Origin of the sequence: Sphingobacterium psychroaquaticum (genome assembly GCF_004421025.1) — a bacterium.
GTDB classification, from domain to species: domain Bacteria; phylum Bacteroidota; class Bacteroidia; order Sphingobacteriales; family Sphingobacteriaceae; genus Sphingobacterium; species Sphingobacterium psychroaquaticum.
Window position 1 is genome coordinate 1,613,482 of the sequence record NZ_CP038029.1, and the last position, 25,156, is coordinate 1,638,637.

A 25,156-nucleotide genomic window follows, 5' to 3' on the forward strand; every position below is an offset into this window, starting at 1 on the left:
TATGAGTAGTCCGGTTGAGAATTTATTACTAACCATTGTGAAGTTGGATAGAAAGGCACAGATGCCGATTTACTTACAAGCCGTACAACAATTGGTTAATGCTATTCAACGGGGCTATCTTTTGGTTGGGACAAAAATGCCGGGAACACGGGTTTTAGGGCATTTATTGGTGGTGCATCGAAAAACAGCAGTTGCTATATATGGGGAGCTGGAAGCACAGGGCTGGGTGGAAGTTCGCCCCAATAAGGGAACTTTTGTTATTGCCCAAGGTCAAGAAGTGAAAATTTATAAACCTTATGAGCAACTGACCTCTTTAGCGAAATATCCACAACAAACGGGATATGACTTTCGTCGGTCTAATATACTAGATAACCCGTTTGACTATGCGCAGTGTCGCTATACTTTTAATGATGGTGTTCCTGATATCCGCCTGACTCAACTACAAAACTTAACACGGGTATATAGTGCTTCCATGAAACGGAAGAGCAATCGCAAGCGTATTGGTGCATATAACCAGGAGGGAAGCGAGTATTTTAAGGAGCAACTTAGCAATTTTCTCAATATGTCGCGCGGACTGCATATTGGTAAGGAAAATTTACTGATTACGCGGAGTGCTGAAATGAGCCTATATATTATTTCTCAAACGCTATTATCTCCAAACGACGTGGTATTGGTTGGTGCATTGAGCATGTTTACCGTTAATATGGTTTTTCAAAAGATGGGCGCGCGTATTTTAACGATTCCTATCGATGATGAAGGGATTGATGTATCTTATATCCGGCAACATTTTCAGCCGGGCCAGATACGGATGGTTTATATCACGCCACACCATCATTATCCGACAACGGTAACCTTGTCTGCGCAACGACGTGTGGATCTCTTACAGTTGGCAACTTCCTTTGGCTTTGCCATTGTGGAAGATGATTACGATTATGATTTTCAATATGATAAATCTGTAATGATGCCCTTGGCCAGTGCTGATTTGAATGGGATGGTTATCTATGTCGGTTCGTTTGGAAAATCTTTGGCGCCGGCGTTTAGAACCGGCTTCGTGGTCGCTCCAGATAATATTATGGTAGAGATGCGGAAGTATTTAGGCATAATTGATCGTCAAGGGGATGTTGTGATGGAGTACGCATTGGGGGAGATGATTGAAGAAGGTGAAATTCACCGTCATTTGAAAAAATCCTTGAAAGTATATCGTGAACGACGCGATGTCTGCTGTGCACTCCTGCGTTCTGAACTCGGGGGGGTGCTCGATTTTCAAATCCCTTCGGGAGGTTTGGCCATCTGGACGCGATGGGATACACAGATTTCTCTCTTGCGAGTAGCGGGTCAATGTGCTAAAAATGATCTCTTGATTCCTAAGACGCTGCTCTATCAAAATCAAACGGTATCTGCTATGCGAATCGGTTTTGGGCATCTTAGCGTAGCCGAAATGGAGGTCGCCGTAGGCATCTTAAAGCAAAGTATCTGAGGTTAGTGCCATTCTTCACGTCCGATGATCTTGTGCTCTTTTAAGGTAGGACTATCGCCGAGGTTTACTTTTTTTAATGGTGCAAGCGTCGGCTGTCCCGCAGCGACCCACGCCGAGAACCAATAAGATCCCAAGCGTTGGATGGATTGCCGCATCCGTGCTTCTACCATACCGTTCATGTTGTTATGATAGGCCGTTGCATAGGGATCCGAATAGGTGTAGGTCAGTATATGCTTTCTATTGATGTAGCCTTTTTGTTGGTGCTTGGGGAAGGTTTGGGATAGTTCTTTTTCAATAAGCAGCACACTATCTACGTGGGCATTGCTCTCTCGAACGATCTGCCATGCCATAGCTAAAGGGTCACTGATGTATTTTGCTTTACCAACATGGAGATTGTAGGTCTCGCTAAACATTTCAGGAAGCCGACTTTCCCAAAACGCATGAATGCCTATTTGATCGCTGTACTGTCCGTTGTAGTTCGCGGTGGTGTGCAGGGGGACATGCGCATCCGCAACATAGTGCCCCAGGTCGGCGGCATACCTAATGATCCGTTCGGGATGCTTATCATAGAAAGCTTGAACTAGTTTTTGGTAAGTCAAGTAAATTTGCCATGGCACAACGCCACGAGCCAGCAGCTTGCGTTCGCCATATTTTTCCTTGGCGTTGCTCCAGTGTACCGGGATAGGGCCGCCCGATTCTTCGCTATATCGGTCTATGTCGATGTAATGCCGAGGAGACTCCGCGCTGTCGACATAACAACGCTTGTCGGCATCGACCGCTTTTTCTGTAATGTGATGGATATGCATTTTGTAAAAACCGGATAGGGGTGCAGGGAGCGTAAAAACAGCCGACTTATTAATAACGCGATGCGCGTAAAAGCCCCAGGAACAACACAACATCCAGATACCAAAGCATAAAGCAAATGGTTTTCTGGCTTTCATATCTTTTTAAATTACAGTTTATTGTTTAGAATCCCATGGAAAAGCGGTTAAATTTGAAATTGAAGGAAGAATGAATCACGAAATAAACATTACAATTCGATAAAATTTACTATTTTAGGCAGGCAAAATGAGCTAATTCAATATGAAGATTTTGTATGCTGTGCAGGGAACCGGAAACGGTCATTTATGTCGGGCCCTCGATATTATCCCAATACTCAGAGAAATGGGAAGTGTGGACGTCTTGGTGAGTGGTATACAAGCCGATATTGGCTTACCTTTTGAGGTGAAGTATAAGCTCCATGGGCTTAGTTTTATTTTCGGTAAGTCCGGTGGGGTAGATCTATGGCGCACTTTTATGAGTTCCACCGTGCGTAAATTCATGCAGGAAATAAACAGTTTGCCTATAGAAGCGTATGACTTAATCATTAATGACTTCGAACCCATCTCGGCGTGGGCTTGTCAAACGAAGGATATTCCATGTATTGGATTAAGCCACCAGATAGCAGCTTTGGATGCAGCCAGCCCAAAGCCCGATGAATCGGATATGCTGGGTAAATTTATCATGAAGAATTATGCACCCACCAGTAGTTCGTACGGATTTCACTTTAAGTCGTATAGCAATCAGATATTTACACCTGTCATTCGGCAGTCTATTCGGGAATTGGAACCGCAAGACAAAGGGCATTATACGGTATACTTACCTTCCTACGATGATGCGCACCTTCTGAAGAATCTATCTAAATTTCCAGATGTACGGTGGGATGTTTATTCCAAGCACAATAAAAAACCGTTTACCGTAAAGAATGTGTCTATTAATCCGATCCAGAGCGAGACTTTTGTGAAAAGCATGGCGACTTCGTCTGGTGTTTTATGTGGTGCAGGTTTTGAGACGCCTGCGGAAGCTTTATACCTAGGCAAGAAGTTGTTGGTTATCCCGATGAAGAATCAATACGAACAACATTTAAATGCAGCCGCCTTAGAACAAATGGGCGTCCCTGTTATCAACAGCTTAAAACGTAAGTTTGACTACGCAATTGAATCGTGGTTGAATAGTAAAAATACAGTCCATGTAGATTATCCGGATATCACCCGTGCGGTGGTATCTTCTATTGTAGAAAACCATAAATAATGAATAAATATTGTAAAATAGCGGCAGCATTGTTGTTTGTAACAGGAATGTATACCCTGCCGACCTATGCCCAAGCAAAGAAAATGGCTGCAAAGCCGGCAGCGAAGGCAGCTGTTAAAACCGCGCCTAAAACGGTCGTGGATTCTGTTTCCTACGCCGTGGGGATGGATGTGGCCAAATCATTGGCCTCGAGCGGTGTGAAAATACAATCAGCGAGTTTTATGAAAGGGTTGGAAGATGTGTTGCAAAGTAAAACAGCGCTCTTTGGAGTAGAAGAGAAAATGCGTATCATAAAAGATGCATTTAATAAAGCAGCAGATCTGAAAATGGAAGCCCTGAAGAAAGAAGAGAATGCTTTTTTTGCTACCCTAAAGACCAAACCTAATGTAAAGCATTTGCAGGATGGCTTGTATTACGAGGTGATAGCGGAAGGGAATGGACCTAAGCCCACTGTCGATGATGAGGTAAATGTACACTATAAAGGTACGTTAGCCAATGGTAAGGTTTTTGATAGCTCTTATGATCGGGGAACACCTTTGGATCTGTCATTGGCACGCGTTATCCGTGGCTGGCAACTGGGGATCCCATTGATGTCGGTAGGTGCGAAATATAGATTGTATATTCCTTCAGACTTGGGTTACGGAGAGCGTGGTGCGGGAGAGATTCCTCCTTTCAGTGCGTTGGTATTTGATATTGAATTATTAGGAATAAAAGCAAAAGATGCAACAAATTAAACTTGGAAAAAGCGACCTCCAACTTTCGGCAATTAGCCTGGGAACGATGTCTGTGCGGGGAGGAGCGACCAAGTTAAATATTGATATTATACGAGAGGCCGTCGATTTAGGCATGACCTATTTCGATACGGCCGATCTGTATGAACGGGGTTTGAATGAAGCATTGGTCGGACGTGCCCTGCAAGGTGTACGTTCTCAGGTCGTATTGGCGACCAAGGTAGGGAACCAGTGGAACTCTGATGGGACCACGTGGAGTTGGAAGGCTTCTAAGCCGTATATTTTAAAAACAGTAGAGTCTTCACTTTCTCGCTTAAAGACAGATTATATCGACCTCTATCAGTTGCATGGGGGCATGATCGAAGATCCCATCGATGAGATTATTGAAGCCTTTGAGTTGCTTCAACGGGCGGGGAAGATTCGGTATTATGGGTTGTCTTCAATTCGTCCAAACGTAATCAAGGCGTATGCTGAGCGTTCGAACATAACCAGTGTCATGATGCAATACAGCTTATTGGATCGTAGACCGGAATCGCTTTTTAAAACCTTATCGCAGCAGGGGATTTCTGTGATTGCACGTGGTGCCTTGGCGCAAGGTTTGTTGCTGGATAAACCGGCGCAGAATTATCTGCAGCTTCGCTCTAGTGAGGTGGCGCATGCCAATAGAAATGTGGAACGTTTGGCCAATAAGTTGGGCATTAATAAGCTGACATTAATTTTGGCCTATGTCCTGTCGAACCCCGTTGTGGCGACTGCAGTGCTAGGTGTACGCACCTTAGCGCAACTACATGAGGTAAAAGAATCGATTGTGTCCTTCCGTAAGTTAACCGCTGAAGAAAAGGAGATCCTCGAGCAAGGGTTGCGCGCTTTGGTTTACACAGACCACCTTGTCTAGGTTATAAAGTAAGTGCTATAGATATAGTTCCGCATCTCGCTGAACCCTTCAAGGTTTGTGACTCTACAAAACCCTTGCTGGCCTCTTGCTGGCGCGAGCCTTCGGCTAGTGTCCTGCTTAGGTTAGCTATATCTAAAGTAAGTGCTTTAGATATAGTTCTAAATAAAAGTCTGAGCTACAATATTTAGCTTCTAGCAATCAGCCACAAGATCTTGTGCCTCTACTTCGTACTTCCTACACTCTACTACGAACCAAGAACTCCCCACTAGGAACTCCCCACTACAAACTAAACCACTACTTACCATACATCAATGTTTTTCATGTTCTAATTGAGCACCTTTGTCAAACATTGTTTACACCAAGTTGTTGTTTTAGACAGTTTGGGCTTAAAATTATATGATTATGGCAAATTTTGTTTTTCATGCAGCAGATTCTAGAGGCGATGCAAACCACGGGTGGTTACATTCGAGACATACATTCAGTTTTGCTGGATACTTTGATGCAGAACGTATGCATTTTGGAGCGTTACGTGTTCTGAACGATGATGTCGTCGCTGCCGGCATGGGTTTTGGCAAACACCCGCACGATAATATGGAGATTATCTCTATCCCGTTGGAGGGAGACTTGGAGCATAAGGATAGTATGAATAATGTTGCTGTTATTCGTCATGGTGATGTGCAAGTGATGAGTGCGGGGACAGGAATTACACACAGTGAGTACAACAAAAATAGCGACCGTCCGGTTAAGTTTCTCCAAATATGGGTGATTCCAAACAAGGGGAACGTCGAGCCCCGTTACGACCAGATTACATTGAATCCGGCAGATCACGTGAATACATTTCAACAAATTATTTCACCAAATCCCGATGATGCGGGGGTGTGGATTCATCAGGATGCTTGGTTCCACTTGGCTAAATTTGATGCTGGGCACGAAGATACATATACCTTTAAAAGAGAAGGAAATGGTTTGTATATCTTCAACCTAAAAGGAAAAATTACGGTTGAAGGAAAAGAGATGGTAGACCGGGATGGCCTAGGGATTTCTGATACAAATGCGGTAACAATTAAGGCAGAGAGCGATGCCGAGTTCCTGTTGATGGAAGTACCGATGTTAAAATAAAACCATAAAAAAACGAGGATGATTTCATCCTCGTTTTTTTATGGTTAACCTTACCAGATTTTGATACGATCTGCTTTTGGTTTGTATAATTTATCTCCCGGTTTGGTTTGGAATGCTTCATGAAAGGCGTCCAAATTGATAATCGGTGCGAAAGCACGATACTGAGCCGGTGAGTGAGGGTCTGTTTTAACTTGATTCACAACAAACTCATCTGTTGTTTTCGTTCTCCAGATTGTCGCCCAAGAAAGGAAGAAACGTTGCTCTGGTGTAAATCCATCGATTAAGCCTGGTGTTCCTTTATCTTTTAGGTACATTTTCAAGGCATCAAAAGCAACGGACGAACCACCCAAGTCACCAATGTTTTCACCCAATGTAAATCGGCCGTTCACAAATACACCTGGTACAGGTTCATACGATTCAAACTGCGCAACCAATGCATTTGCTGCTGCTTCAAATTTCTCTTTGTCCGCAGGCGTCCACCAGTTGTTTAAGTTTCCATTTCCATCGTATTGCGACCCTTGGTCATCGAAACCATGAGATAATTCATGCCCGATCACAGCACCGATACCACCGAAATTAACCGCAGCATCTGCTTTATAATCGTAGAAAGGAACCTGTAAGATTGCAGCAGGGAAAACGATCTCGTTGAATAACGGACTGTAATATGCGTTTACAGTTTGCGGCGTCATGCCCCACTCTGATTTATCAACCGGTTTATCTTGTTTTGCTAAGTTTTCGTTGAAAGCCCAGTGGTTTGCATTTTTGATGTTTTCAAATAATGAAGTTCCCACTTTTAGTTGTGAATAATCTTTCCATTTGTCTGGGTATCCGATTTTCACTTTAAACTTAGAAAGCTTTTCAATAGCTTTTACTTTTGTCTCATCCGACATCCAGTCTAAATCCTGGATATGAACATGAAAGGATTTAACTAAGTATTGTACCATCTCCTCACAAGCGGCTTTCGCTTCAGGAGGGAATGTTTCCTTTACATATAGTTTACCCAATAATTCACCTACGGAACCATTTACAAATTCTAAACCACGTTTGTCGAGCGCACGTTGCTCTTGTTGGCCGCGCAGTTTACGTCCGTAAAAGTCAAACGATAACTCATCCAGCTCCTTCGTTAAGTAGCTTGTTCCATCGTTCATGATATTGAACTTTAAGTATTCCTTAATCTGTGGAAGATTTTTAGGCGAAAGAATCTTGTCTAGATTTTGGTAATACTTTAATTCGCTGATAATCACAGTGTCGGCTTTGAAGCCTAGTTGTTTGATGTACTTCGCGATATCAATGTTTTTTACCATCTTGCCTAAGTCAGCTACAGCTACCGGGTTATATCTTTTTTGTGCATCACGCGACTCTTCGATTGTTTTCAGATAGGAAGCAATCTCTTTTTCGAAAGCAAGGATCTTCGGTCCCTTAAGATCACGCGTACGCGGATCTACTTTACTATAAAGGGTTGAAATAAAAGTCGCATATTGCCCAAGTGTTTCCGTGTTTTTTTCGTCTACTTTTTGGTAATAGGAACGACCTAATCCAAGTCCACCACCACCGAGATAAACCGCGTTTTTATCGCTGTTTTTCATGTGCGAGTACACATATCCGCCAAAGAATGGATTTCCCCCTTCGGGACCTACTTCCAGTAGATAATTGTATAGGTCATTAAAGTTTTGGATGGCATCAATCTTCTTGAGGTACGGTTGGATTGGTGCTAAACCGAGTTTGTTGCGCGTGTCGAAGTCTACATAAGATTTATATAGATCAGCGATTTTTTGGCCGTCGCTTCCAGCTTCAAATTTTTGATTTAACGATTCGTGAAGAATTTTTAGAACGGCGATGTCCGTGTTTTCTCTTAACTCATCAAACGAGCCCCAACGTGCTTTATCTGAAGGTATTTTAACCGTTTTCATCCAGTTCCCGTTCACATAATTGTAGAAGTCATCTTGTGGACGAACACTGTTGTCCATGTAGGATAGGTTTATTGCTTGGTGGGTCTGTGCAATTCCATATCCTCCCGTTGCAACCAGCATAGTGGCCATGGCAAGAATTTTTTTCATTTGTTATAAATTTTAGTCATTACAAACATAAGAAAAGTAGCGCGGAAAAACGGTTACTGAGGAAGAAGGATAAGAAAAGCTCGCTTTTTTTTCATTATTTTGGCGGCATGGTATGGGAAATCGATGGCTTTGAGGTTGAGATCCTTCTGCAGGCGGAAGAGGGGATTCGAATTGCACGCTGGGATGAAACGGTGAAGCAGGTTTATGTACAAGCGACACTTCCGCAGCAAGAGGCTATTTGGAGTATCCGACGCTTATGTGAAGGCGATAGGGGTACAACCGAGGAATCGTTGTATGATACCTTAGAGCTTTTTGATCGCTCTTGGCCGGTAAAGATCGAAAGACAGAAAATTAGACCTTATATCGATAAAAATATAGTACATTGCTATGTGCTAAAAGGACCGCTTACCGCACGTCAACGGGTATCCTTACAAGAGGAATTATTACGGAGTACAATGCTTCGGTTTGTAGGGGTCTGGGAAGAGCGATTAAATGTCTTGATTTCGGAGATTGGTTTTCGCAAATTAAAAACAAAACCATTTTCTGTTTGTCTTAGAAAGAGTGGGATAACTTTTGACAAGAACCTGCATCGGTTGAAACTTGAGGTGTTGGAATATAGCGTCTTTAACGCTTTATCTACTTATGTTAATTTGGAAGAAAATGTATATCTGTCGCTGCGCGATCGATGGTTTCTTGCCTATAAAAATTGTGATAGAATTTTAAACTATGAATACAGATTCAGCGATAGCAATAACAGTGCATTTACCTGATTTCCTGTTTCAGTCGATTGTAGAGAGACCGCAGCTTTTATTTGAACTGTTCGCCACACGGCAACAGGAGGATTTGAAAGCTTTTCTGTTCGAACAATTAGTGGATAAGGATGGAGCGCCAGATTTTGAAGATTTTCAGGTGCACTTGTTTCGATATAACAATTTAGCAAGAAAGGGAACTTTCAGGCTTAAATTTGCTATTAAAAGACAATTTTGTTGCGCCGATACAGAATCCTGCAGTTTTGATTATTTAGATTTTGACTTTGTTTACGAACATGAGCGAATCGTTGCGCAAGCACATTACTTTAATTGGAACCTTGATAATTGATTGAAACCTTGGTAGTACCGTATAGATATATGCATAATACTTCTTCCTTTGCGCATTATTGGCGTGAAGGTATCGGTGTTACGCTATTGGCGAAGCTCGGTAAGGCACTCGATTTGGAACAAGCCGAACAACACATTCCCTTGTTTTATCAGGCCGATCGTGAGGGAGATCAGTTAGTTACTGATGTTCATCTAAAGTTTGGCTTCGCGGCAGGAAATCGGATGCTTGCCGATTATCTGGGTAATCGTGGCCTGTCTCAGCATGTTCGTCTTATTTTTGATGACTTCTTTGCCAAGATTGATGTTAATCCGACGTGGTTGGATTGGGACTTATTACAAGTAGGGCAGGAGCTTTGTCAGCGACCTGGTTTAACGTCACTTATTGTCTTGCGAGACTATTGCCTAATGGGCGGTTATGAATCCGCCGCGATCAACAAACCCCTGGTTTATACCGGGGCGCTGAAGAAAGGTGCGGTGAAACGACTAACGGATACGGTTGAGTTTTGGGTGAATATTACTAAACCAGGAAATCTTGGGTTTCGAGAAAATGGATTTCAGGAAATCATATTGACACGTTTCATTCACTCTTTTTCACGAATCAAAATTCTAGAGAAGACGGAATGGGAAACGGAAAAATGGGGGGTGCCACTTAATACCTGGGATATGTTGGCGACCCATTTGGGGTTTACGCAGGTTTTCTTGGTGGGGTTACGTAAAATGGGGATCAATCCGACGGCTCGAGAAGTGGCGGGGTTATTTCATTTTTGGAAATACGTTGGTTACCTTTTGGGGATCCCTTTGAGCCTGTTACCGGCTAACGAAGCTGAAGCGATCGAACAGCTATATTACTGGACGATGACGCAGCGCGATGGGGATGAAGATAGTCGTAATTTGGCACATGCCTTACAGGAGGAGCCTGTGCATGCATTCTACCCAAAGACGGCTCTCATGCGCAAGATGATGCGTGAAATACATCTCTTTTATAATCATTATTTGTTGGGTGATTTTTCGTGTGAGGTCCTTGGACTCGCCAAAACAACGGTTGGTCGATTGGCTATGGCCAATGTATGGCGTAATCGGAGACAGGAGCGTGCTATCCAGTCGGAACAGGATCGTGTACAATTTGTGAAAAAGGGAGCGGCAGAGCAAGAGCATGTCCGACAGATCTATCAACAGTATAATAAGAGTACCTAGACTCCTTTAACATTTCTTTTGACTTATTACATACGTGTTATGAAGCATTTCATATGAGGTACACTTTATGTGGTATCATTCGCATGGTGTTTTAAACGAAGGATAGCGTATGCGACATATGAAATGCTGTAGTTAATAGTACTAATAGACTATTTGTTATATAAGATGTTGCGATTTGTATGGAAGATGCTGTAGTTTGTTTGCAAGATATTGTTGTTCCGTTTTAGAAACAAGCCTATTTAATACCAAATGCATTATTCTGATTCTAGGTTCTCCTATTCTTAATAAGAAACGCATCGTTTTACATTTAAAATAGAGCGGCCGTTTTTAAGAGTGCCCTAGTTTGAAGCTGTTTCGTTCGACTTCGTATCCATCTCTTTCAATAATGAATTACTCATGGCATAATAGAGGTTGTTTTTAAGTAAATCGTAAGAGGCAACGAGCACCTGATTCTTCGCCATCCGATACGCGGATATATCGATACGTCCAAATTCAAACTTGGCCTGTGTTGTTTGTAACGATTTTTCTGCAACTTCCAATCCTTCTCGTAAAGTTGGTGCCAGCATCTCATACTGTCTTTTTTTCTGTTTCTCCAAGCTGTAGCTGTTTTCAAAGTCGACACGTGTTTTTTCTACCAACTGTTGCTGCTCCTGGATCTCGATTGTTTTTAACTGCTGTGCGCGCTGTCGATCCCCGCGTGAGAAGATAGGAACTTGGACATGTAGTCCCAGAAACTGGTTTTTGTTGTTCCGTAGCTGGCTTCCAAATTGCAGGGACGTATCGAAAATTCCTTGTATGGTGCTGGAGTAAAATGTACCGTAGCTGTAAGACAGTGTTACACGTGGTAGATAACCGGCAAGTAGCTGTTTGTACTCATGGGTCAGCTTTTGCGCTTTTAGTTCTTCTAATTTTACGTTGGGGCTATATCCTGTACCTATAAATACTTGACCGTTTTCTGGGGGGATGAAAGTTAATGTTGTGGAACTATCGATCGAGCTGTTAATCCAGTGGGATAAGAGTGCTTTTTTGTTCGCTTCCTCTTGCGCTGTCTGTAGGGCTATCTTCTTTTCTTGTGTATATAAGACTTGTATATCATACAGATCACTCACAGGTTTAGCGCCTTCATTTACTTCGTTTTCGATACGCTCTAATTGCTCCTTGGAGTGCTCCAGTTGTTTGCTGACTACTTTTTTCCATTCCTGTGCAGCGTAGGTGTCGTAATAAAGTTGAATAAGTTGGAGGGTATAATCGCGTGTGAGAACCGCTTTGTTTTGGAGCGCTAGGGTACGGTCATCTCCCAATAGTTTACTTTCCCATAATTCAGAGAAATTAAATATCGAAACATTGGCATCCACGGTGAAATTGTTGGATTGGATATTGGAACTGACGCGGGCATTCGAAGCCGGATCGATGGTGGAACCAAAGGAATAGTTGTGTGTTAATCCGCCTGCCACCTGTGGTAAAAAGCGACTTCCTTTGCTTCGCTGTGCTTTATCTGCATAGGCAATCTTAAGTTGCTGTATCTGAAAATCGAGGTTGTTCTCCAATCCTTTTTGGATACAAGTTTCCAAGCTGATGTTTTGTTGAGCGACTACCATTTCTGGTAGCCACATCAACATCAACAACATGATTGAATTGAAACAAATATATAGAGACTGGTTATTCATATTTCAGGTAGGTTAACGCATTAATGCGTGTTGCCGAATATGCTTTTGAAACAACAATCAACAAAGTCAGCGCCAGCATCAGCCCAAAAGCAATTAGATAGGCACTAATAGGAATGTCGATACGAAATGCGAAGTTGTTTAGCCAGAGCTGCATGAGGTAATAGCTCGGGACGATCGCCAAAGCAAAGCCGATCAGCAAGAGCAGAATATATTGCCTGCTTAGGCTGAATACAAGCTCACCACTTTCGGCCCCCAGTACTTTTCTGATGGCAATTTCCTTGAATCGGCGTTCAATGGTGTAGGAAGCCAAGGCAAACAAGCCCAGGAGTGCTATGCTGATAACGACGACATTCAGGATCGCAAAGAGATTACGTTGATTGACATAGTTCTCGTATGTTCGCGCAAATATTTTATCGATAAAATCATATGTAAATGGACGTTCGGTGTCCACTTTCTGGGTCCAGTATTGTTGGATTGCTTCAATCGTCTGTTCCATATTGTCCGCCTTTAACTGTACCGACAGGGAGTTGATATTGCTGTGCATCCATTTCACTGTTTTAAAATGAAAGAAGGTCATCGGCGGAATTTTACCATCTAACCCAAAGAGGTGGAAATTATCCACAATACCTACCACCTTCAGATCTTCTCCATTCCAGCTAATCGTTTTTCCGATCGGGTCTTTTTCACCCATCATTTCAACGGCGGTCATGTTCAGTAGAGCTGAAGTGACTGTGTCGGAAGCTAAATGGGGACTAAGATCACGGCCCTTAACCACTTTGATCTGAAGCAGGTCGAGGTACCCGAAATCTATTCCCATATTTTGACTCTGTATATTTTGTTCTTTGTACTGAAAACTGGAGGATGAACCGGAGCCTTGGCCAGGTACAAATGTGCTTACATTCACAGCTTTAACGCCTGGTATGCGCATTAAATCTTGCTTTATACGGAGGTAGTTTTGGAACTTCTTTTCGCTGGATTCCTGCCAGTTAATATTTAAGATCTGATCGGCATGAAAGCCTAAATCTTTCTCCATCGTGTAGCGTACCTGACGCGCAATGATGATACCACCCACGATAAAGAAGGAAGCAATACAGAATTGAAGGACAATCATGGTGTTGCGTATCCAGACGCCCGATTGGCTGCGGGAGAGGTTTCCTTTCAAGACTTTGAGGATATCAAACTTAGCGATATATAACGCTGGAAAGACCCCTGCTAGTAGGATAACAACCAATAGAAGACCAATAAAGTAAGGTAAATAGGTGAGTAGACTGACGCTCATATCCTTTTTAAGGAGCACATTGTAATATGGCAGTAATAGTTCTACGAGTGCAAAGGAAACACACATCGCAATCAACGTTGTGATACTTGTTTCTAGAATCTGTTGCCAGACAATATCGTTATTCGTTGCGCCGATTACTTTACGAACGCCGATCTCTTTTGCCCGCTTAATGGCATAGGCAGTCGAGAGGTTGATATAATTGAACAACGATATCACCAGGATCAGCAAAGACAAACCGATATTGATAATTAAGAAAGTAATATTTCCTTTGCCCTCCGGCATTCCTGTGGGAAGCTTGCCGGCCTGCAGTCGGGTGTTTGCCAAGGAAACGAGTTCAAAGGAAAAGTCTCCATATTTATTGATGAACTCTTCCACTGAGATGCCGGCTTCCTTCGCAAATTTGGTTGCCCGAATATGGTAGAAGACATCGTACAATTGTTTCTCTACAACGGGCGCATCTTTAGGGTCTTTCAGTTTGAGCATCAAACCGTAGTTGAAATCACCCCAAGCACCGTAACTAATACCGTTTTTAATATTCTCTTCTACAGATTTAATGAGGACGTTGGGTGCAACAGATGACTTGTTATCGTTTTTAAAGACGGTCGTGACAACATACTGTTGCTCACCATTGGTCAGTACTTTACCTATCGGATCGACAGTTCCAAAGTATTCTTTGACCGCATCTGCCGATATGGCTATGGCATTAGGCGTGCTTTTGAATTGTGTGGCGCTTCCTTTGCTGATCTCGAAGGGGAAGAACTCAAAGAAATTACCTTGGGTGTTAAAGGCCTGCTTAAGGAATAATTTTGTGCCCTGAAAGTTCATCGGCAAGCTGATATAGGATGGCTTATAGTAGAGTGCGGCCTCCACTTTATCATTCTTTTCGAGCAGGTGCGTCGCTAATGGAGCCACTTGCCATGCCCATGTGTTATCCTTCAGGTGAATTATCGTCTCAAATACACGGTCTTTATTGGGGTTCCAACGGTTGTAGGCATGCTCGTCTTGCCAATATAACATGGACAGGATAACACCGGTCATCCCAGTCGCTAATCCGAGGACCGTAAGCAAGAAAAAAAGCTTATTGTGCAAGGAATTATATAAAAATACTTTAAACCAATTTTGTAACATAGTGGATGTTTTTCGAAAGTGAATTTATTTTTGGGTAACCCGACCGCTCGAAGACTTGCTTACCGAGATGGTTTTTGGGGTGCCAATATGTTCTATTTTTGCAGAAGATGATACATCTCCACGGATTGATTCCGTTGCCTGAATGCTGAGGTAAGCGGAAGAACTACCGTCTACTTGCACCGATTTTGCTTTTAAGCCGCTTAGATCCAGGTTTGCCGAAGAGCTCATGTCGACTGAAACTTGATCTGCTTCGCCTGTAAGCGTTAGCTTGCCAGAGCTGGAAGCGTCAATTTCTAAATGCTGTGCGCGGATGGCTCCGGTAAAGCGGCCTGATGATCCGATATCGATGGATGCCTTGGCTGCCTGGATACGTCCAGCTTGCAGCTTGCCTGATGAGGATACATCGATGTCAAGACTATTAGTTTGGATCGGATCGTTGATCGTCAAGGAGCCGCTTGATGAAACTTCAATGCTCTTCAGGTCTGTAGATGCATACACGGTGATGCGGTTGTTCTTTCTGCCTACGTTGGTCGTGTTGCGCTTGTACCGGATGTACAGTACATTGTCTTTGACCACAGTTTCGATCTGCTCTAAATGCTTGGCGTCTTCCGCTTCGACAATTACTTCATTCCGGTTGGAGCGGATATACTCCGTTTGCAAAGATGTCGCAACGGAGACACCACTCGGGGTGGAAATCTTACGCGTTTGTTTGTGTTGCGCTTGTAAACCTAGCGTTAAGCAGGAGACAAAGGCAATGGTTAATAGTTTTCTCATGTTGTTGCATTAATTATGATTGAAAAACATCCACTGTTTTTTGGTTCAATTTCTCTGTCAATATTTCGCCGTCTTTCATCGTAATGATTTTCTGCGAAAAAGAAGCATCATGTGGGGAGTGTGTGACCATTAATATGGTTGCACCACTTGCGTGTAAGCTGGTAAGGAGTTCCATGACCTCGTTTCCATTGGTGCTATCGAGGTTTCCGGTGGGCTCATCGGCTAAGATTACTTTGGGGTTATTGATGAGCGCACGCGCCACCGCCACCCGTTGCTGCTGTCCGCCCGACAGTTGTTGGGGGTGATGCTGTAAACGGTGTACAATATTGAGCTTTTCTGCAATTTCATTGACACGTTTTTTTCGCTCTTCGGCTGGTATTCTGTTGTAAATTAATGGCAGCTCGATGTTGTCGAATACATTCAGTTCATCGATCAGGTTAAAATTTTGGAAGATAAATCCAATGTTCGCTTTACGGATTTGTGAACGTTGTTTTTCGTTCATCCCCGAGACTTCCTGGCCCACTAATTGGTAAGAACCCGATGTAATGTCGTCTAATAAACCTATGATGTTCAATAGCGTCGATTTGCCACAGCCAGAAGGTCCCATGATGGAGACAAACTCGCCTTCACGGATATCTAAATTGATATTGTTCAGCGCTCGGGTTTGTACTTCTTCCGTAACAAACACTCTATTGAGGTCTTTTATGGTAATCATAATGTGTTTTTTAGTATTGTTAATATAGTTTAATTATCCGTTATTTTAATTCTAATTTTTCCACGTGTTTGTAGTCTTCATAATTGGATACAATAATCTCTTCGCCTTCTTTTAAACCGGTGCGAACTTCATAGTAAACGGGGTTTTCCCGACCGAGTTCAATCTTTCGTTTTGTTGCGATACCGTTTTCGACGACAAAGATCCAATTGCCCTGCGTGACGCTGCTAAAGCTTCCCTTAGGTATAACGAGTTTTTGCATAGCACCGGAAAGAATAAGCTTGACACCAAATGAAAGTCCTACTTGAAGACCTTGTGGTTGGGCGCCCAGGAATTCTAGTTCTATTTTAAACTGTCCATTTTTTATTTCAGGTAGAATTTTGGTTACCCGCACCTCTTGGGATTCTTCCTTGACTTCAATCGTTCCCGTTTGCCCGGTGTTTATCTTGTCCAGATAAAACTCATCGACATTGGCGGTTAGCTTGTAACCTTTCATGACATCGATTTTTCCGATGGCGGTTCCCGCCAGGATATTAAGTCCCAAGGTCGCTTCAAAAGAGCTTAACCGCCCGGTAGCCGGAGCGGTGACCAGAAAGTTCTTCTTGTTATTTCGAAGTGTTTCCAAGCTTTTTTCCATGATGCCGAGGGCTTGGTTGATCTGGCGGATTTGCAGTGCGTTGGTTTCACGCTCGCGCTGGATACTGTTTTGAATAATATTTTTACGTTCTTTTTGATAACGTAGTTTCTCGGCTGTTACTTCATATTCATTCTTCGCAAGAATCTTACGATCGTATAGTTTATTATTAAGCTGGTATTCCATCTGGGCACTGTTGTAATCATGTTCGATCAGCACAAGTTCTTTCGAGAGTTCGAGCTCTTGGTTGCGAAGGTTGAGTTTGGCGACATTGAGTTGATTTATCTGTTCGATAATACCCGTTTCTTGGGCGAGGTAATTGAATTCAGTGTTCGGATTGTAGAGTCGAGCGAGTGGCGTACCCTGTGTGACCATTGCTCCATTTTCTACATAGAGCTCTTGCACGGAGCCCCCCTCGATGACATTTACCAGGAGCGAATGCAAAGGATCTACCTGTGCCTGGAAAACCACAAAATCCTCGAAATTATCCTTTTTTACTTTTTTGATTAAGATTTCTGCGCGCTTAACATGCAAGGTGCGCGGCCGATTGGCCAGGTATATACCCAAAGCTGCAAGCAGGAAAAATGCAAGCAAACTTAGGGCTATGTATTGTTTTTTTCTATTTTTACGAGGTACTGTGGTATCCATTTGATATGTAGTTTCTTATGTATTTTATGCCGTAATATTTGTGCCACAGCGCTTATGGTGTGTAATTGATTGTTTTTCAGACCTTCTTGTTTTTGGACTGTTTGGTAATTGTCCGTTAACGGACAGTTTGTGTACGGAAGTGTACAGTTGGGCATTTTTATGAAAAAGATAAATAGTAGAATTTTAGTAGTTGATGACCAAGTCGAAGTATTGATTGCGGCAAAGATGATTCTTAAACGAACCTTTGAAACGATTGTTACGTTAGATAATCCGAAGGATATTTTGCAGACCATCAATGACCATTCGATAGAGATTGTGCTCCTGGATATGAATTTCAGGGTAGGATATGAGGATGGTAAAGAAGGAATTTATCGGTTAAGAGAAATTCAAGAGCATTTTCCGCAGGTAAAGATTATTCTGATGACATCCTATGGACAGGTGGAGCGCGCGGTAGAAGGGATTAAGCTTGGTGCGATTGACTATATGATGAAGCCTTGGGATAATGAAAAATTGGTGCATACGGTGAAAGAGACTGTTCAGCTCGTACGCAAGGGGAGGGGAAAGACGGTTGCGGAGAAGGAAACATCTTTTAGGGGAACTTCACCGGCTATTTTAGCGGTATATAAGGTGGCGGAACGGGTAGCGAAGACCGATGCGAATGTATTGATCTTAGGCGAAAATGGTACCGGTAAATTTATACTGGCTTCTCATCTCCATAACCAGTCGGCGCGCCGGGCGAAACCTTTTATACATGTTGATTTAGGGGCTTTACACGAGAATCTATTCGAAAGTGAGTTGTTTGGCTATGCCAAGGGGGCTTTTACGGATGCGCGTCAGGATACCGCTGGACGGTTTGAAGCGGCCGAAGGAGGGACAATTTTTTTAGATGAGATCGGTAATGTTCCACTGCATTTGCAGTCCAAGTTATTGCAGGTGTTACAGAACAGAACAGTGACGCGCCTGGGTGAGAGCAAAGCACGTCCGGTGGATGTACGGATCATTACGGCAACGAATACCGACATGGAAGCTGCGGTAGGAGAACGTTTGTTTCGGGAGGATTTATTCTATCGGATCAATACCATTTCCCTTTCGTTACCACCCCTGCGCGAACGGAAGGAAGATTTGTTGGCAATGTTTGATTATTTTGTGGCGCAATATGCGGATAAGTATGAGGTTGGTTCATTGGCTGTAGAGCAGGGGCTCTCTACTTATTTAATGCAATATGAATGGCCTGGAAATATTCGAGAATTACAAAACCGCGTAGAACGTGCGGTAATCTTGGCTGAAGATGGGTTGATCCGTTGGGAGCATTTGGGACTAACGGTGCCTATGTCTACCCAATCACAGGATAATGTGCTGTTGGATTTTGAGCGTAAGACGATTGAGGAAACTTTGGAGAAATATAGTGGGAATGTATCTCGGACGGCGACTGCATTAGGACTTTCGCGGCCAGCGTTGTATCGTAAAATGGAGAAGTACCATATTCGGATCAAATAGAATTTTATGAACCAGAGAAAAGATGCGATTGCGATCGTTTGGCGGATAGCCGTGCTGTTAGCGGTGCTGTTTTTTGGGATGTGGTTCTTCCAAAAGGAGCTGCAATATACAGGTGCTGTTTTGCTACTTATTGGAGGTGCATTGATTTATGAACTGTATACCTATGTGCGAAGCCATTTTATGCGCATTGATAAGATCGTTTCGGCACTCCTTTATGATGACTACAGCATGGATTTGGGTGCCGATACAGGCAAGCAAGGTGCGATGGAAAACGCTGTGCGCTTGTACGAGAAAATCAGGACAAAGGAGGCGGCTTCGGTGTCGCAAAAGATGATTTATGATCAGCTCTTGAATGGTATTGATTCCGGGATTTTAATCGTAAAAAACCCGGAGGGAGATATGGAGATCACCCTGATGAATACTTTCGTAACCAATTATTTCGATATTCCGACCACCAGCAATTGGGCGTTCCTACGCAAACGTATCGCGAACTTTTGTTCGGTTTTTGAAACACGGAATTTTACTGAGTTTAAAACCACGATCGATATCCAGGTGGATAAGGAGGAACGACAGACATTCGTAATCCAGACTTCACGTAGCTTGTTACAGGGACAAGTGTATTATATTATTTTGATGGACTCGATTCAGCGTGTAATTGATGTCAAGCAGAACGAGGCTTGGCTTTCTATAATGAAAGTAATTGCGCATGAGTTGATGAATTCACTGACGCCAATTCATTCGTTGGCTAATAATATGAAAGCGATTCTCGAACAGGACGACTTGTCGGTGGAAGATAAGGCCGATTTGGCGATGAGTTTAGAGACAATTGTAAACCGAAGTGATCATTTGCAGGAGTTCGTGGATCGTTACCGCCGGTTAACGATGTTGCCTACGCCGGTGCTGAAGCATGTACATCTAGCGGAGATGGTGCAGGGCGTGGTGCGGAACTATCGAGCGCTTTTAGCGCAGCAGAACATCCAGGTGTTGTTACATCTGGATGAAGGACTACACGCGGCGGCGGATCGTTCCCAGTTTGAACAGGTTTTAATCAATTTGCTGACCAACAGTGTGTATGCTGTTTCTGCGTCGGAGAATCCAACTATTACGATCGACTTGTATCAAGAAAATAAACGGATTTATTGTGTTTTTTCGGATAACGCGCCCCTTATTGACAGTACGATTATCGATAAGATATTTTTGCCCTTTTATACCACGCGGAAGGAGGGGGCTGGAATTGGACTTTCTTTGTCAAAATCTATTATCAAAGCCCATAATGGCTATCTGTACTACCAAGAGAAAAATGGGCGGAACTGTTTCGTTATCGCCTTACTGTTATAAACGAAGTAGGGCTTTTCTATTCGAAAAGCCCTACGTTTACAATCTTTCTTAATTTAAATTCTTTAAATCATCAGCTGTTCCTTTGTCATGCTGTGCAAGCATTGTTTTGGGTTGTTTGTTGACGATTTTGGTCTGCGCTAGATACGCATCGTTTTTCGCATAGATGTAGAGCAACGTTCCATTCTTGATCGTGTTGATGATCGGTTTGTTCAACTCCCTCGGTAATGCAGGACAGCCATAACTGCGGCCTAAGCGTCCTGTGTTTTTGATCATAGATTGACTGACATAGTCAGCGCCATGAATAACGACCGCACGTGCTTTTGCTTGATCGTTAATGCCTTTTTCTAACCCGTTTAACACCAGTGAATATCCATTTCCTCCTTGATAAGTGTTGTCTGTGGTATAGAAGCCCAAAGAGCTCTGATATGATCCATGTTTGTTCGAGAACGATACCGCATAATTTTCGCCGGAGTTACGGCCATGTGCAACTACGGTATGATAAAGCACTTTATGTTGATTCATGTCCAGTACGACCATACGTTTTTTTGTCGATGGAAGGGTGAAATCAATGATGCTTAATATATCGCGGTTGCGGGGGTGGAGGGTATTGTATCCCTGTAGGGCTTGTTCGAATGCTTCGAACTGTATCATTTCGGCTAATGCCATTTCTTCGTATAGCTTTTCAGCTACTGATTTTTCTGTTTTTGCTGGAGCAACAGCCGTTGCTGCAGGCCTGTTTTCCTTCGGTGCTGTGGCCGTTTCTTCGCTTTTTAAAGCATTGGTTTTGGATGTAACAGTTAACGGTACGTAACTGATAAATAATAAAGCAGCCAACAGCACACCTACTAAACTACGCATACTTACAATTTTTAAATCCGCTACAAAAGTACTACTATTTTGATATTCAAAGTGTTAAACAAATGTTAATATCGCTATTTATGTGGTTGTAAGCTGTTTTTAGTAGGTTTTTTTAAATTAATCGATCACAATAACTAAGGCATTTAACGATTTTGTCCAGTCATAAATATGTTTGGCGTGCGAAGAGGCGTTACGGACGCACATGTGTGATCGGGGCGTTGTTCCAAGAGACCAGCTGAATTCTTTGATGGCTCCTTTGGGGTTGTTAACAGGGACGCCATGTACGTAAGCGCCATTGGTAAATCTATTCGCATAGGGCGCAAACCCTTCAATCGTTGTGGTACCATCTCTATAATAGTACATTTTTGATTTTTTTTCCTGTAACACAAAGGCTCCCAGTGGTGTCTCTTGTGCGTAGGGAGGGTGGTGGCGGCCGCTGGTCGCAGGGTTCATGCTGCGTATGAGCCATTCGCTGTCCCGTTGACGTTCGACGGTCATGATATTCTGATTGGTTACATCCACGATGATTACCTTATGGAAAGTTACGGTATCTCCAATTGCTTTTACATAACGCTTTGGAACTTCCCATTCCCCGTCCAGGGAGATGCCACTAATTTTGACCATGGGTAATGTATCTGTGCTCAGCAGCTTTACGAGGGAACCGTCACGCCCGTAGAGCGTTGGCGTTTTTGTCTCCCCAAAATGATAAAGAGGAACAGACTGATACCGTTCGGTGCCCAGCGTATCAGAAACCCGTTTGTAGGCATTTCGATGATAATCTTTGACTAAAGGGGCTTCGCCGTTTTTATTTTTGTAGTTCTGCAGCACCGCATAGTTATTTTTTACACGTTGAAAGTTTTCTACCCAAGCCAGTTTTTCTTTAATCTTATCCATTTGGAAAACACGGGTTTTCTTGCCATATGGATAACTCTCTGCTAACGTGTGCTGATCGTAGGTAAGCGCTTTGGTCAGTGTGATATCGGCAGCGGTCTTTGGAGCGGCCTTTTTTTCCTCTTCTTGCTGCTTAACAAAAGCTAGGGAGTCTATTTTTTCCTTTCCCATCACCTCAATACTATGGGAAGTACTCTTATTATTACAAGATAAGAGTAAGATGCATAAGACGGTTAAGCTAATTTTCTGACATATCCCTTTATGGGTTATTAACCGTATGCTGTGCTTTTTGTGTTCCTGAAGTGGATATTTTTTATTTAAAAGCGAACTAATTTTCTTGTGCATAAAAAGTATCGTCGTTTTTTTATAGTCTTTATGGATATTTACAGCCGAGAGATATACAAGAAGTATGCCTTTATTTATCGAAAGGCTTCTTTTCTTATTCGACTGAGCGATGTATCGGTTATCCCAAGGAATGAAGCGATGTATTTTAAGGGAGCTTGTTGTATGATTTGCGGTTTTTGTACCATAAGTTGCTTATACCGGTCTAACGCAGAAAGACTTATCATGTCAAGGTTTCTTTTCTTTGTTAAGAACAATTGATAGGCCATCCATGCACGTCCCCATTCGGTTAAAGTAGGGATACATAAAAATAGTTCCTGAAAGGCATCGTAGTTTATCTTCCATAGGGTACAGTCGGTTAAGCATTGCCAATTTTCACTGGTGGGCATCTGATGAAATATGGAAGCGACCTCAATAACGACCTCATCTTCACAAAAGAAATCCGTTGTTATATCATTCCCGTTGAAGTCGTAGATAAATGAACGAACCATACCGGACTGTAATATGTAGTAACAATTGCTGACTTCTTCAGCTTGTAGTAGATAGTCGCCCTTTTTGTAGAAAACCTGTTCGTGTTGATGTACAATTTGTTCGAGTTCGACAGACGTCATTCCCGGGTACTGATAGGTTCCTTTTAGCTTCTCAGGGTAGTTCTCCATAATGGGGGGCTGTATATAAAAAGAGGTGTAAAATGATTGATAATCTCTTTTACACCTCTCTTTGATATTGTTTATTTACCGTAGATTTCGTTCAACTCATGTGCTAAGCGTACGCCTGCTTTTAACAGGCAGTTCTCCATACGGTATTTGTTTTGATAGATATACTCATAGCGTAGGTTTGCATTTTTAGCCACATCATCATAAATGCTGTTGGCTACTTGATGTGACTCATAAAGCCATTGCTCAAAGCTGGTTGACGTAAATTGCTTGTAGTAGTTGTTGTCGTAAATATCTAATACACGTGCATACTCGGTATAGCTGTATTGTTCATTATCAACAAGGTCTGAATCCCAAACACGGTGAATATTCGACTTGCGTCCAAAGAATTCAACTTCAATTTTATTTCCGCCTTGATCTGCAGCACGGCTCACATGCATTGGCTGGTGCGCATCCCCAATTAAGTGAATGATAAAGTAGAGGTTTTGTTGCTGTTGTAGCAGAGGAAGGTTTGTGTTTTTGGCTTCTGCTTTTATACGTTTGTAGGTTTTATACAAGTTATGTTCCGGACTAGCCCCTAATGCAGCAACAAAAGCATCAAAACTTAAATTAGCTTCGGTATTAACGAAATGCGAAGAGCCTGTACGATTCAGTGCGGGATCAGGATCGGATTTGATAAAATCTGCCCAGTTAGACCAGTAAGCTAATTTTTGGTTTCCAATAATTTTACTGATGTTTTTTTTTGTTTTTTTGCTCAGGTGATTTTCTGCTATTTCAGAAATAACACGGTGGCCCGTCATTCCCCAAGCACCTGCAAATTCATACTGCAACGCAAGGACACAGATAAGAGCAAGTTTAATGATATTTTTCATGCACTATTTTTTATAAGTTGGAGGCAAAGTTACTTAAAAATCTCAAAAGCATACTTCGCCGTGGACCAAAAGCTATCTAAAGCGAGGAGACGCGGTTTGAAGAAACTGATTAAATCGGGCCAATCTTCTTGTTTAAAGATGGATGTCTTCCGGTTGATGGAGAAGCTTATTCTAGCGGTTTTCCGTTGATTGTCATCATAATAGACAGGGTCCCATTCCCAGGTTTCTCCTAAACTATCTTCTAAAAGGAGACGGTACTCCACGAATTGGTCGTACATAAGCTCGCGGATGCCTGCATCGGGATGGCTTATCTCAATGTAGATCTGTGCTGTCTTATTATCGGCATCCATCCGGAAATACAGGTGTTTGACGCCTGTTTTGTAATTGATCCAGTTTACTTTAGTTCCTTCTTCCGATGTAGAAAGTGCCATAAACTGACCAAAACGTGTCCAAAATTCTTCTTTTATTCGCTTTGCTTCTTCTCGTGTATACACAGATCTGTTTGTTTTTTTAATAGGGCGATATCCTCGTATTGTGACGTGCAATAAATGATGAGGTTACAACGTTGTTTTTGTAGTGCAAAACTAAGGAATTTTGTTTCAATATAATCGGTCATGTTTGGGGCAAACTTTCATTCACCCTAACTGTTAAGGAGATATGGATAACAAGAAGAAATCATTATTACTGTTGACGGCGGTGGCTGCAGGCACGGCGCTGTATAGTATCTTAAAGCCGGTCAAGTCGGCTGTCGTTGTGGTGCCTGATTTTGATATGGAGCGGTTTGTTGGTGAATGGTATGAGATTGCTCGTTTGGATACCAAATGGTCTCGCAATTTAAAGAACGTTTTGCTTTCTTTAGCATGGAACGATGATGACAGTTTGCGGTTGAATATACAAGGTTATGATATGGTACAGGAAAAGTATAGACAACGTATTGGTCGTTTGCGTTATCTGGATGATCGTGAATCGGGGGCTTTAAAAGTATCGTATATAAACCCTTTCTATATGGGGTATAATATTGTTTCGGTTGACGGGGATTATAGTCAGGTGCTGGTTTTTGGTCAAAATTTAGATTATATGTGCATCTTGTCTCGAGAAAAGAAAATACCAGAAGCCCTTCGTGAGCAATATTTACAGTATGCGGAAGAATCGGGCTATGCGCTAGAGGCATTGGTATGGACCGTGCAGGACTAATAAAAAAAGCACAGGGCTGATAAGCC

Annotated in this window: 23 protein-coding genes; 11 read left to right on the top strand and 12 right to left on the bottom strand. The window is 42.6% G+C overall.

What is annotated here, in order from left to right:
* The first annotated feature begins 1 nt into the window (after position 1).
* Positions 2-1,477 carry an aminotransferase-like domain-containing protein gene (locus E2P86_RS06615; protein WP_085472656.1) on the top strand — a complete coding sequence of 492 codons (1,476 nt, stop codon included), beginning with the start codon at positions 2-4 and terminating at the stop codon, positions 1,475-1,477.
* Positions 1,478-1,479: 2 nt separating this feature from the next.
* On the opposite strand, the gene E2P86_RS06620 is transcribed toward E2P86_RS06615, so the two are convergent.
* Positions 1,480-2,418: a zinc dependent phospholipase C family protein gene (locus E2P86_RS06620; protein ID WP_134431738.1), complete on the bottom strand. Its 939-nt coding sequence runs from the start codon at positions 2,416-2,418 to the stop codon at positions 1,480-1,482.
* Between the two features lie 142 nt (positions 2,419-2,560).
* On the opposite strand from E2P86_RS06620, the gene E2P86_RS06625 reads away from it, so the two are divergent.
* From E2P86_RS06625 to E2P86_RS06640, 4 genes are all read left to right on the top strand, one after another.
* Entirely contained in the window at positions 2,561-3,547 is a 987-nt protein-coding gene (locus tag E2P86_RS06625; RefSeq protein WP_134431741.1) for a glycosyltransferase family protein, read from the top strand.
* On the top strand, positions 3,547-4,281 hold the full coding sequence (locus tag E2P86_RS06630) for an FKBP-type peptidyl-prolyl cis-trans isomerase (RefSeq protein WP_134431744.1): 735 nt from the start codon (positions 3,547-3,549) through the stop codon (positions 4,279-4,281). The genes E2P86_RS06625 and E2P86_RS06630 overlap by 1 nt, the downstream gene beginning before the upstream one ends.
* Positions 4,268-5,173, top strand: coding sequence for an aldo/keto reductase (locus tag E2P86_RS06635; protein ID WP_134431747.1), 906 nt, complete (start codon positions 4,268-4,270; stop codon positions 5,171-5,173). The genes E2P86_RS06630 and E2P86_RS06635 overlap by 14 nt, the downstream gene beginning before the upstream one ends.
* A 402-nt stretch (positions 5,174-5,575) precedes the next feature.
* Positions 5,576-6,292 (top strand): pirin family protein, encoded by a 717-nt coding sequence (locus tag E2P86_RS06640; protein WP_134431750.1) that lies wholly within the window; start codon positions 5,576-5,578, stop codon positions 6,290-6,292.
* 50 nt (positions 6,293-6,342) lie between these two features.
* On the opposite strand, the gene E2P86_RS06645 is transcribed toward E2P86_RS06640, so the two are convergent.
* Positions 6,343-8,349, bottom strand: coding sequence for a M13 family metallopeptidase (locus E2P86_RS06645; RefSeq protein ID WP_085472661.1), 2,007 nt, complete (start codon positions 8,347-8,349; stop codon positions 6,343-6,345).
* Positions 8,350-8,456: 107 nt separating this feature from the next.
* Here E2P86_RS06645 and E2P86_RS06650 point away from each other — a divergent pair, with 107 nt between their 5' ends.
* The 3 genes from E2P86_RS06650 to E2P86_RS06660 are packed head-to-tail and all read left to right on the top strand — an operon-like array spanning position 8,457 to position 10,640.
* Positions 8,457-9,119, top strand: coding sequence for a hypothetical protein (locus E2P86_RS06650; protein ID WP_085472662.1), 663 nt, complete (start codon positions 8,457-8,459; stop codon positions 9,117-9,119).
* Positions 9,076-9,447, top strand: a complete 372-nt coding sequence (locus tag E2P86_RS06655; protein WP_134431753.1) for a hypothetical protein — start codon at positions 9,076-9,078, stop codon at positions 9,445-9,447. Before E2P86_RS06650 ends, E2P86_RS06655 begins: the two co-directional genes overlap by 44 nt.
* A 29-nt stretch (positions 9,448-9,476) precedes the next feature.
* Positions 9,477-10,640 (top strand): oxygenase MpaB family protein, encoded by a 1,164-nt coding sequence (locus tag E2P86_RS06660; RefSeq protein ID WP_134431757.1) that lies wholly within the window; start codon positions 9,477-9,479, stop codon positions 10,638-10,640.
* Between the two features lie 338 nt (positions 10,641-10,978).
* Here E2P86_RS06660 and E2P86_RS06665 read toward each other — a convergent pair whose 3' ends face one another.
* From E2P86_RS06665 to E2P86_RS06685, 5 genes are read right to left on the bottom strand one after another with little or no spacing between them, the layout of a single operon-like run.
* Positions 10,979-12,307: a TolC family protein gene (locus tag E2P86_RS06665; protein WP_134431760.1), complete on the bottom strand. Its 1,329-nt coding sequence runs from the start codon at positions 12,305-12,307 to the stop codon at positions 10,979-10,981.
* A complete protein-coding gene (locus tag E2P86_RS06670) occupies positions 12,300-14,714 on the bottom strand; it encodes an ABC transporter permease (protein ID WP_134431763.1) in 2,415 nt (804 codons plus the stop codon). The genes E2P86_RS06665 and E2P86_RS06670 overlap by 8 nt, the downstream gene beginning before the upstream one ends.
* Before the next feature lie 24 nt (positions 14,715-14,738).
* Complete coding sequence (locus tag E2P86_RS06675; RefSeq protein WP_134431766.1) at positions 14,739-15,488, bottom strand: head GIN domain-containing protein; 750 nt, start codon at positions 15,486-15,488, stop codon at positions 14,739-14,741.
* Between the two features lie 13 nt (positions 15,489-15,501).
* Positions 15,502-16,203: an ABC transporter ATP-binding protein gene (locus tag E2P86_RS06680; RefSeq protein ID WP_085472668.1), complete on the bottom strand. Its 702-nt coding sequence runs from the start codon at positions 16,201-16,203 to the stop codon at positions 15,502-15,504.
* Positions 16,204-16,243: 40 nt separating this feature from the next.
* The gene (locus E2P86_RS06685; protein ID WP_134431769.1) at positions 16,244-17,482 is read right to left on the bottom strand and encodes an efflux RND transporter periplasmic adaptor subunit; all 1,239 of its coding nucleotides are present in this window, start codon (positions 17,480-17,482) and stop codon (positions 16,244-16,246) included.
* Positions 17,483-17,641: 159 nt separating this feature from the next.
* Between E2P86_RS06685 and E2P86_RS06690 the strand changes: the two genes are divergently transcribed.
* On the top strand, positions 17,642-18,979 hold the full coding sequence (locus E2P86_RS06690; RefSeq protein ID WP_134431772.1) for a sigma-54-dependent transcriptional regulator: 1,338 nt from the start codon (positions 17,642-17,644) through the stop codon (positions 18,977-18,979).
* Between the two features lie 6 nt (positions 18,980-18,985).
* Positions 18,986-20,317, top strand: coding sequence for a sensor histidine kinase (locus E2P86_RS06695; protein ID WP_134431776.1), 1,332 nt, complete (start codon positions 18,986-18,988; stop codon positions 20,315-20,317).
* Positions 20,318-20,365: 48 nt separating this feature from the next.
* Here the strand turns inward: E2P86_RS06695 and E2P86_RS06700 are convergent, their stop codons facing one another.
* The 5 genes from E2P86_RS06700 to E2P86_RS06720 form a co-directional block, all read right to left on the bottom strand.
* Positions 20,366-21,175: a murein L,D-transpeptidase catalytic domain family protein gene (locus tag E2P86_RS06700; RefSeq protein ID WP_234991183.1), complete on the bottom strand. Its 810-nt coding sequence runs from the start codon at positions 21,173-21,175 to the stop codon at positions 20,366-20,368.
* 117 nt (positions 21,176-21,292) lie between these two features.
* Positions 21,293-22,237, bottom strand: coding sequence for a L,D-transpeptidase (locus E2P86_RS06705; protein WP_134431779.1), 945 nt, complete (start codon positions 22,235-22,237; stop codon positions 21,293-21,295).
* A gap of 248 nt (positions 22,238-22,485) precedes the next feature.
* Positions 22,486-23,067 carry a Crp/Fnr family transcriptional regulator gene (locus E2P86_RS06710; RefSeq protein ID WP_085472673.1) on the bottom strand — a complete coding sequence of 194 codons (582 nt, stop codon included), beginning with the start codon at positions 23,065-23,067 and terminating at the stop codon, positions 22,486-22,488.
* Between the two features lie 71 nt (positions 23,068-23,138).
* On the bottom strand, positions 23,139-23,936 hold the full coding sequence (locus E2P86_RS06715) for a S1/P1 nuclease (protein ID WP_085472674.1): 798 nt from the start codon (positions 23,934-23,936) through the stop codon (positions 23,139-23,141).
* A gap of 29 nt (positions 23,937-23,965) precedes the next feature.
* Positions 23,966-24,430: a DUF4268 domain-containing protein gene (locus E2P86_RS06720; RefSeq protein WP_240775585.1), complete on the bottom strand. Its 465-nt coding sequence runs from the start codon at positions 24,428-24,430 to the stop codon at positions 23,966-23,968.
* A gap of 163 nt (positions 24,431-24,593) precedes the next feature.
* Here E2P86_RS06720 and E2P86_RS06725 point away from each other — a divergent pair, with 163 nt between their 5' ends.
* A complete protein-coding gene (locus E2P86_RS06725; RefSeq protein ID WP_085472675.1) occupies positions 24,594-25,130 on the top strand; it encodes a lipocalin family protein in 537 nt (178 codons plus the stop codon).
* Positions 25,131-25,156: the final 26 nt, after the last annotated feature.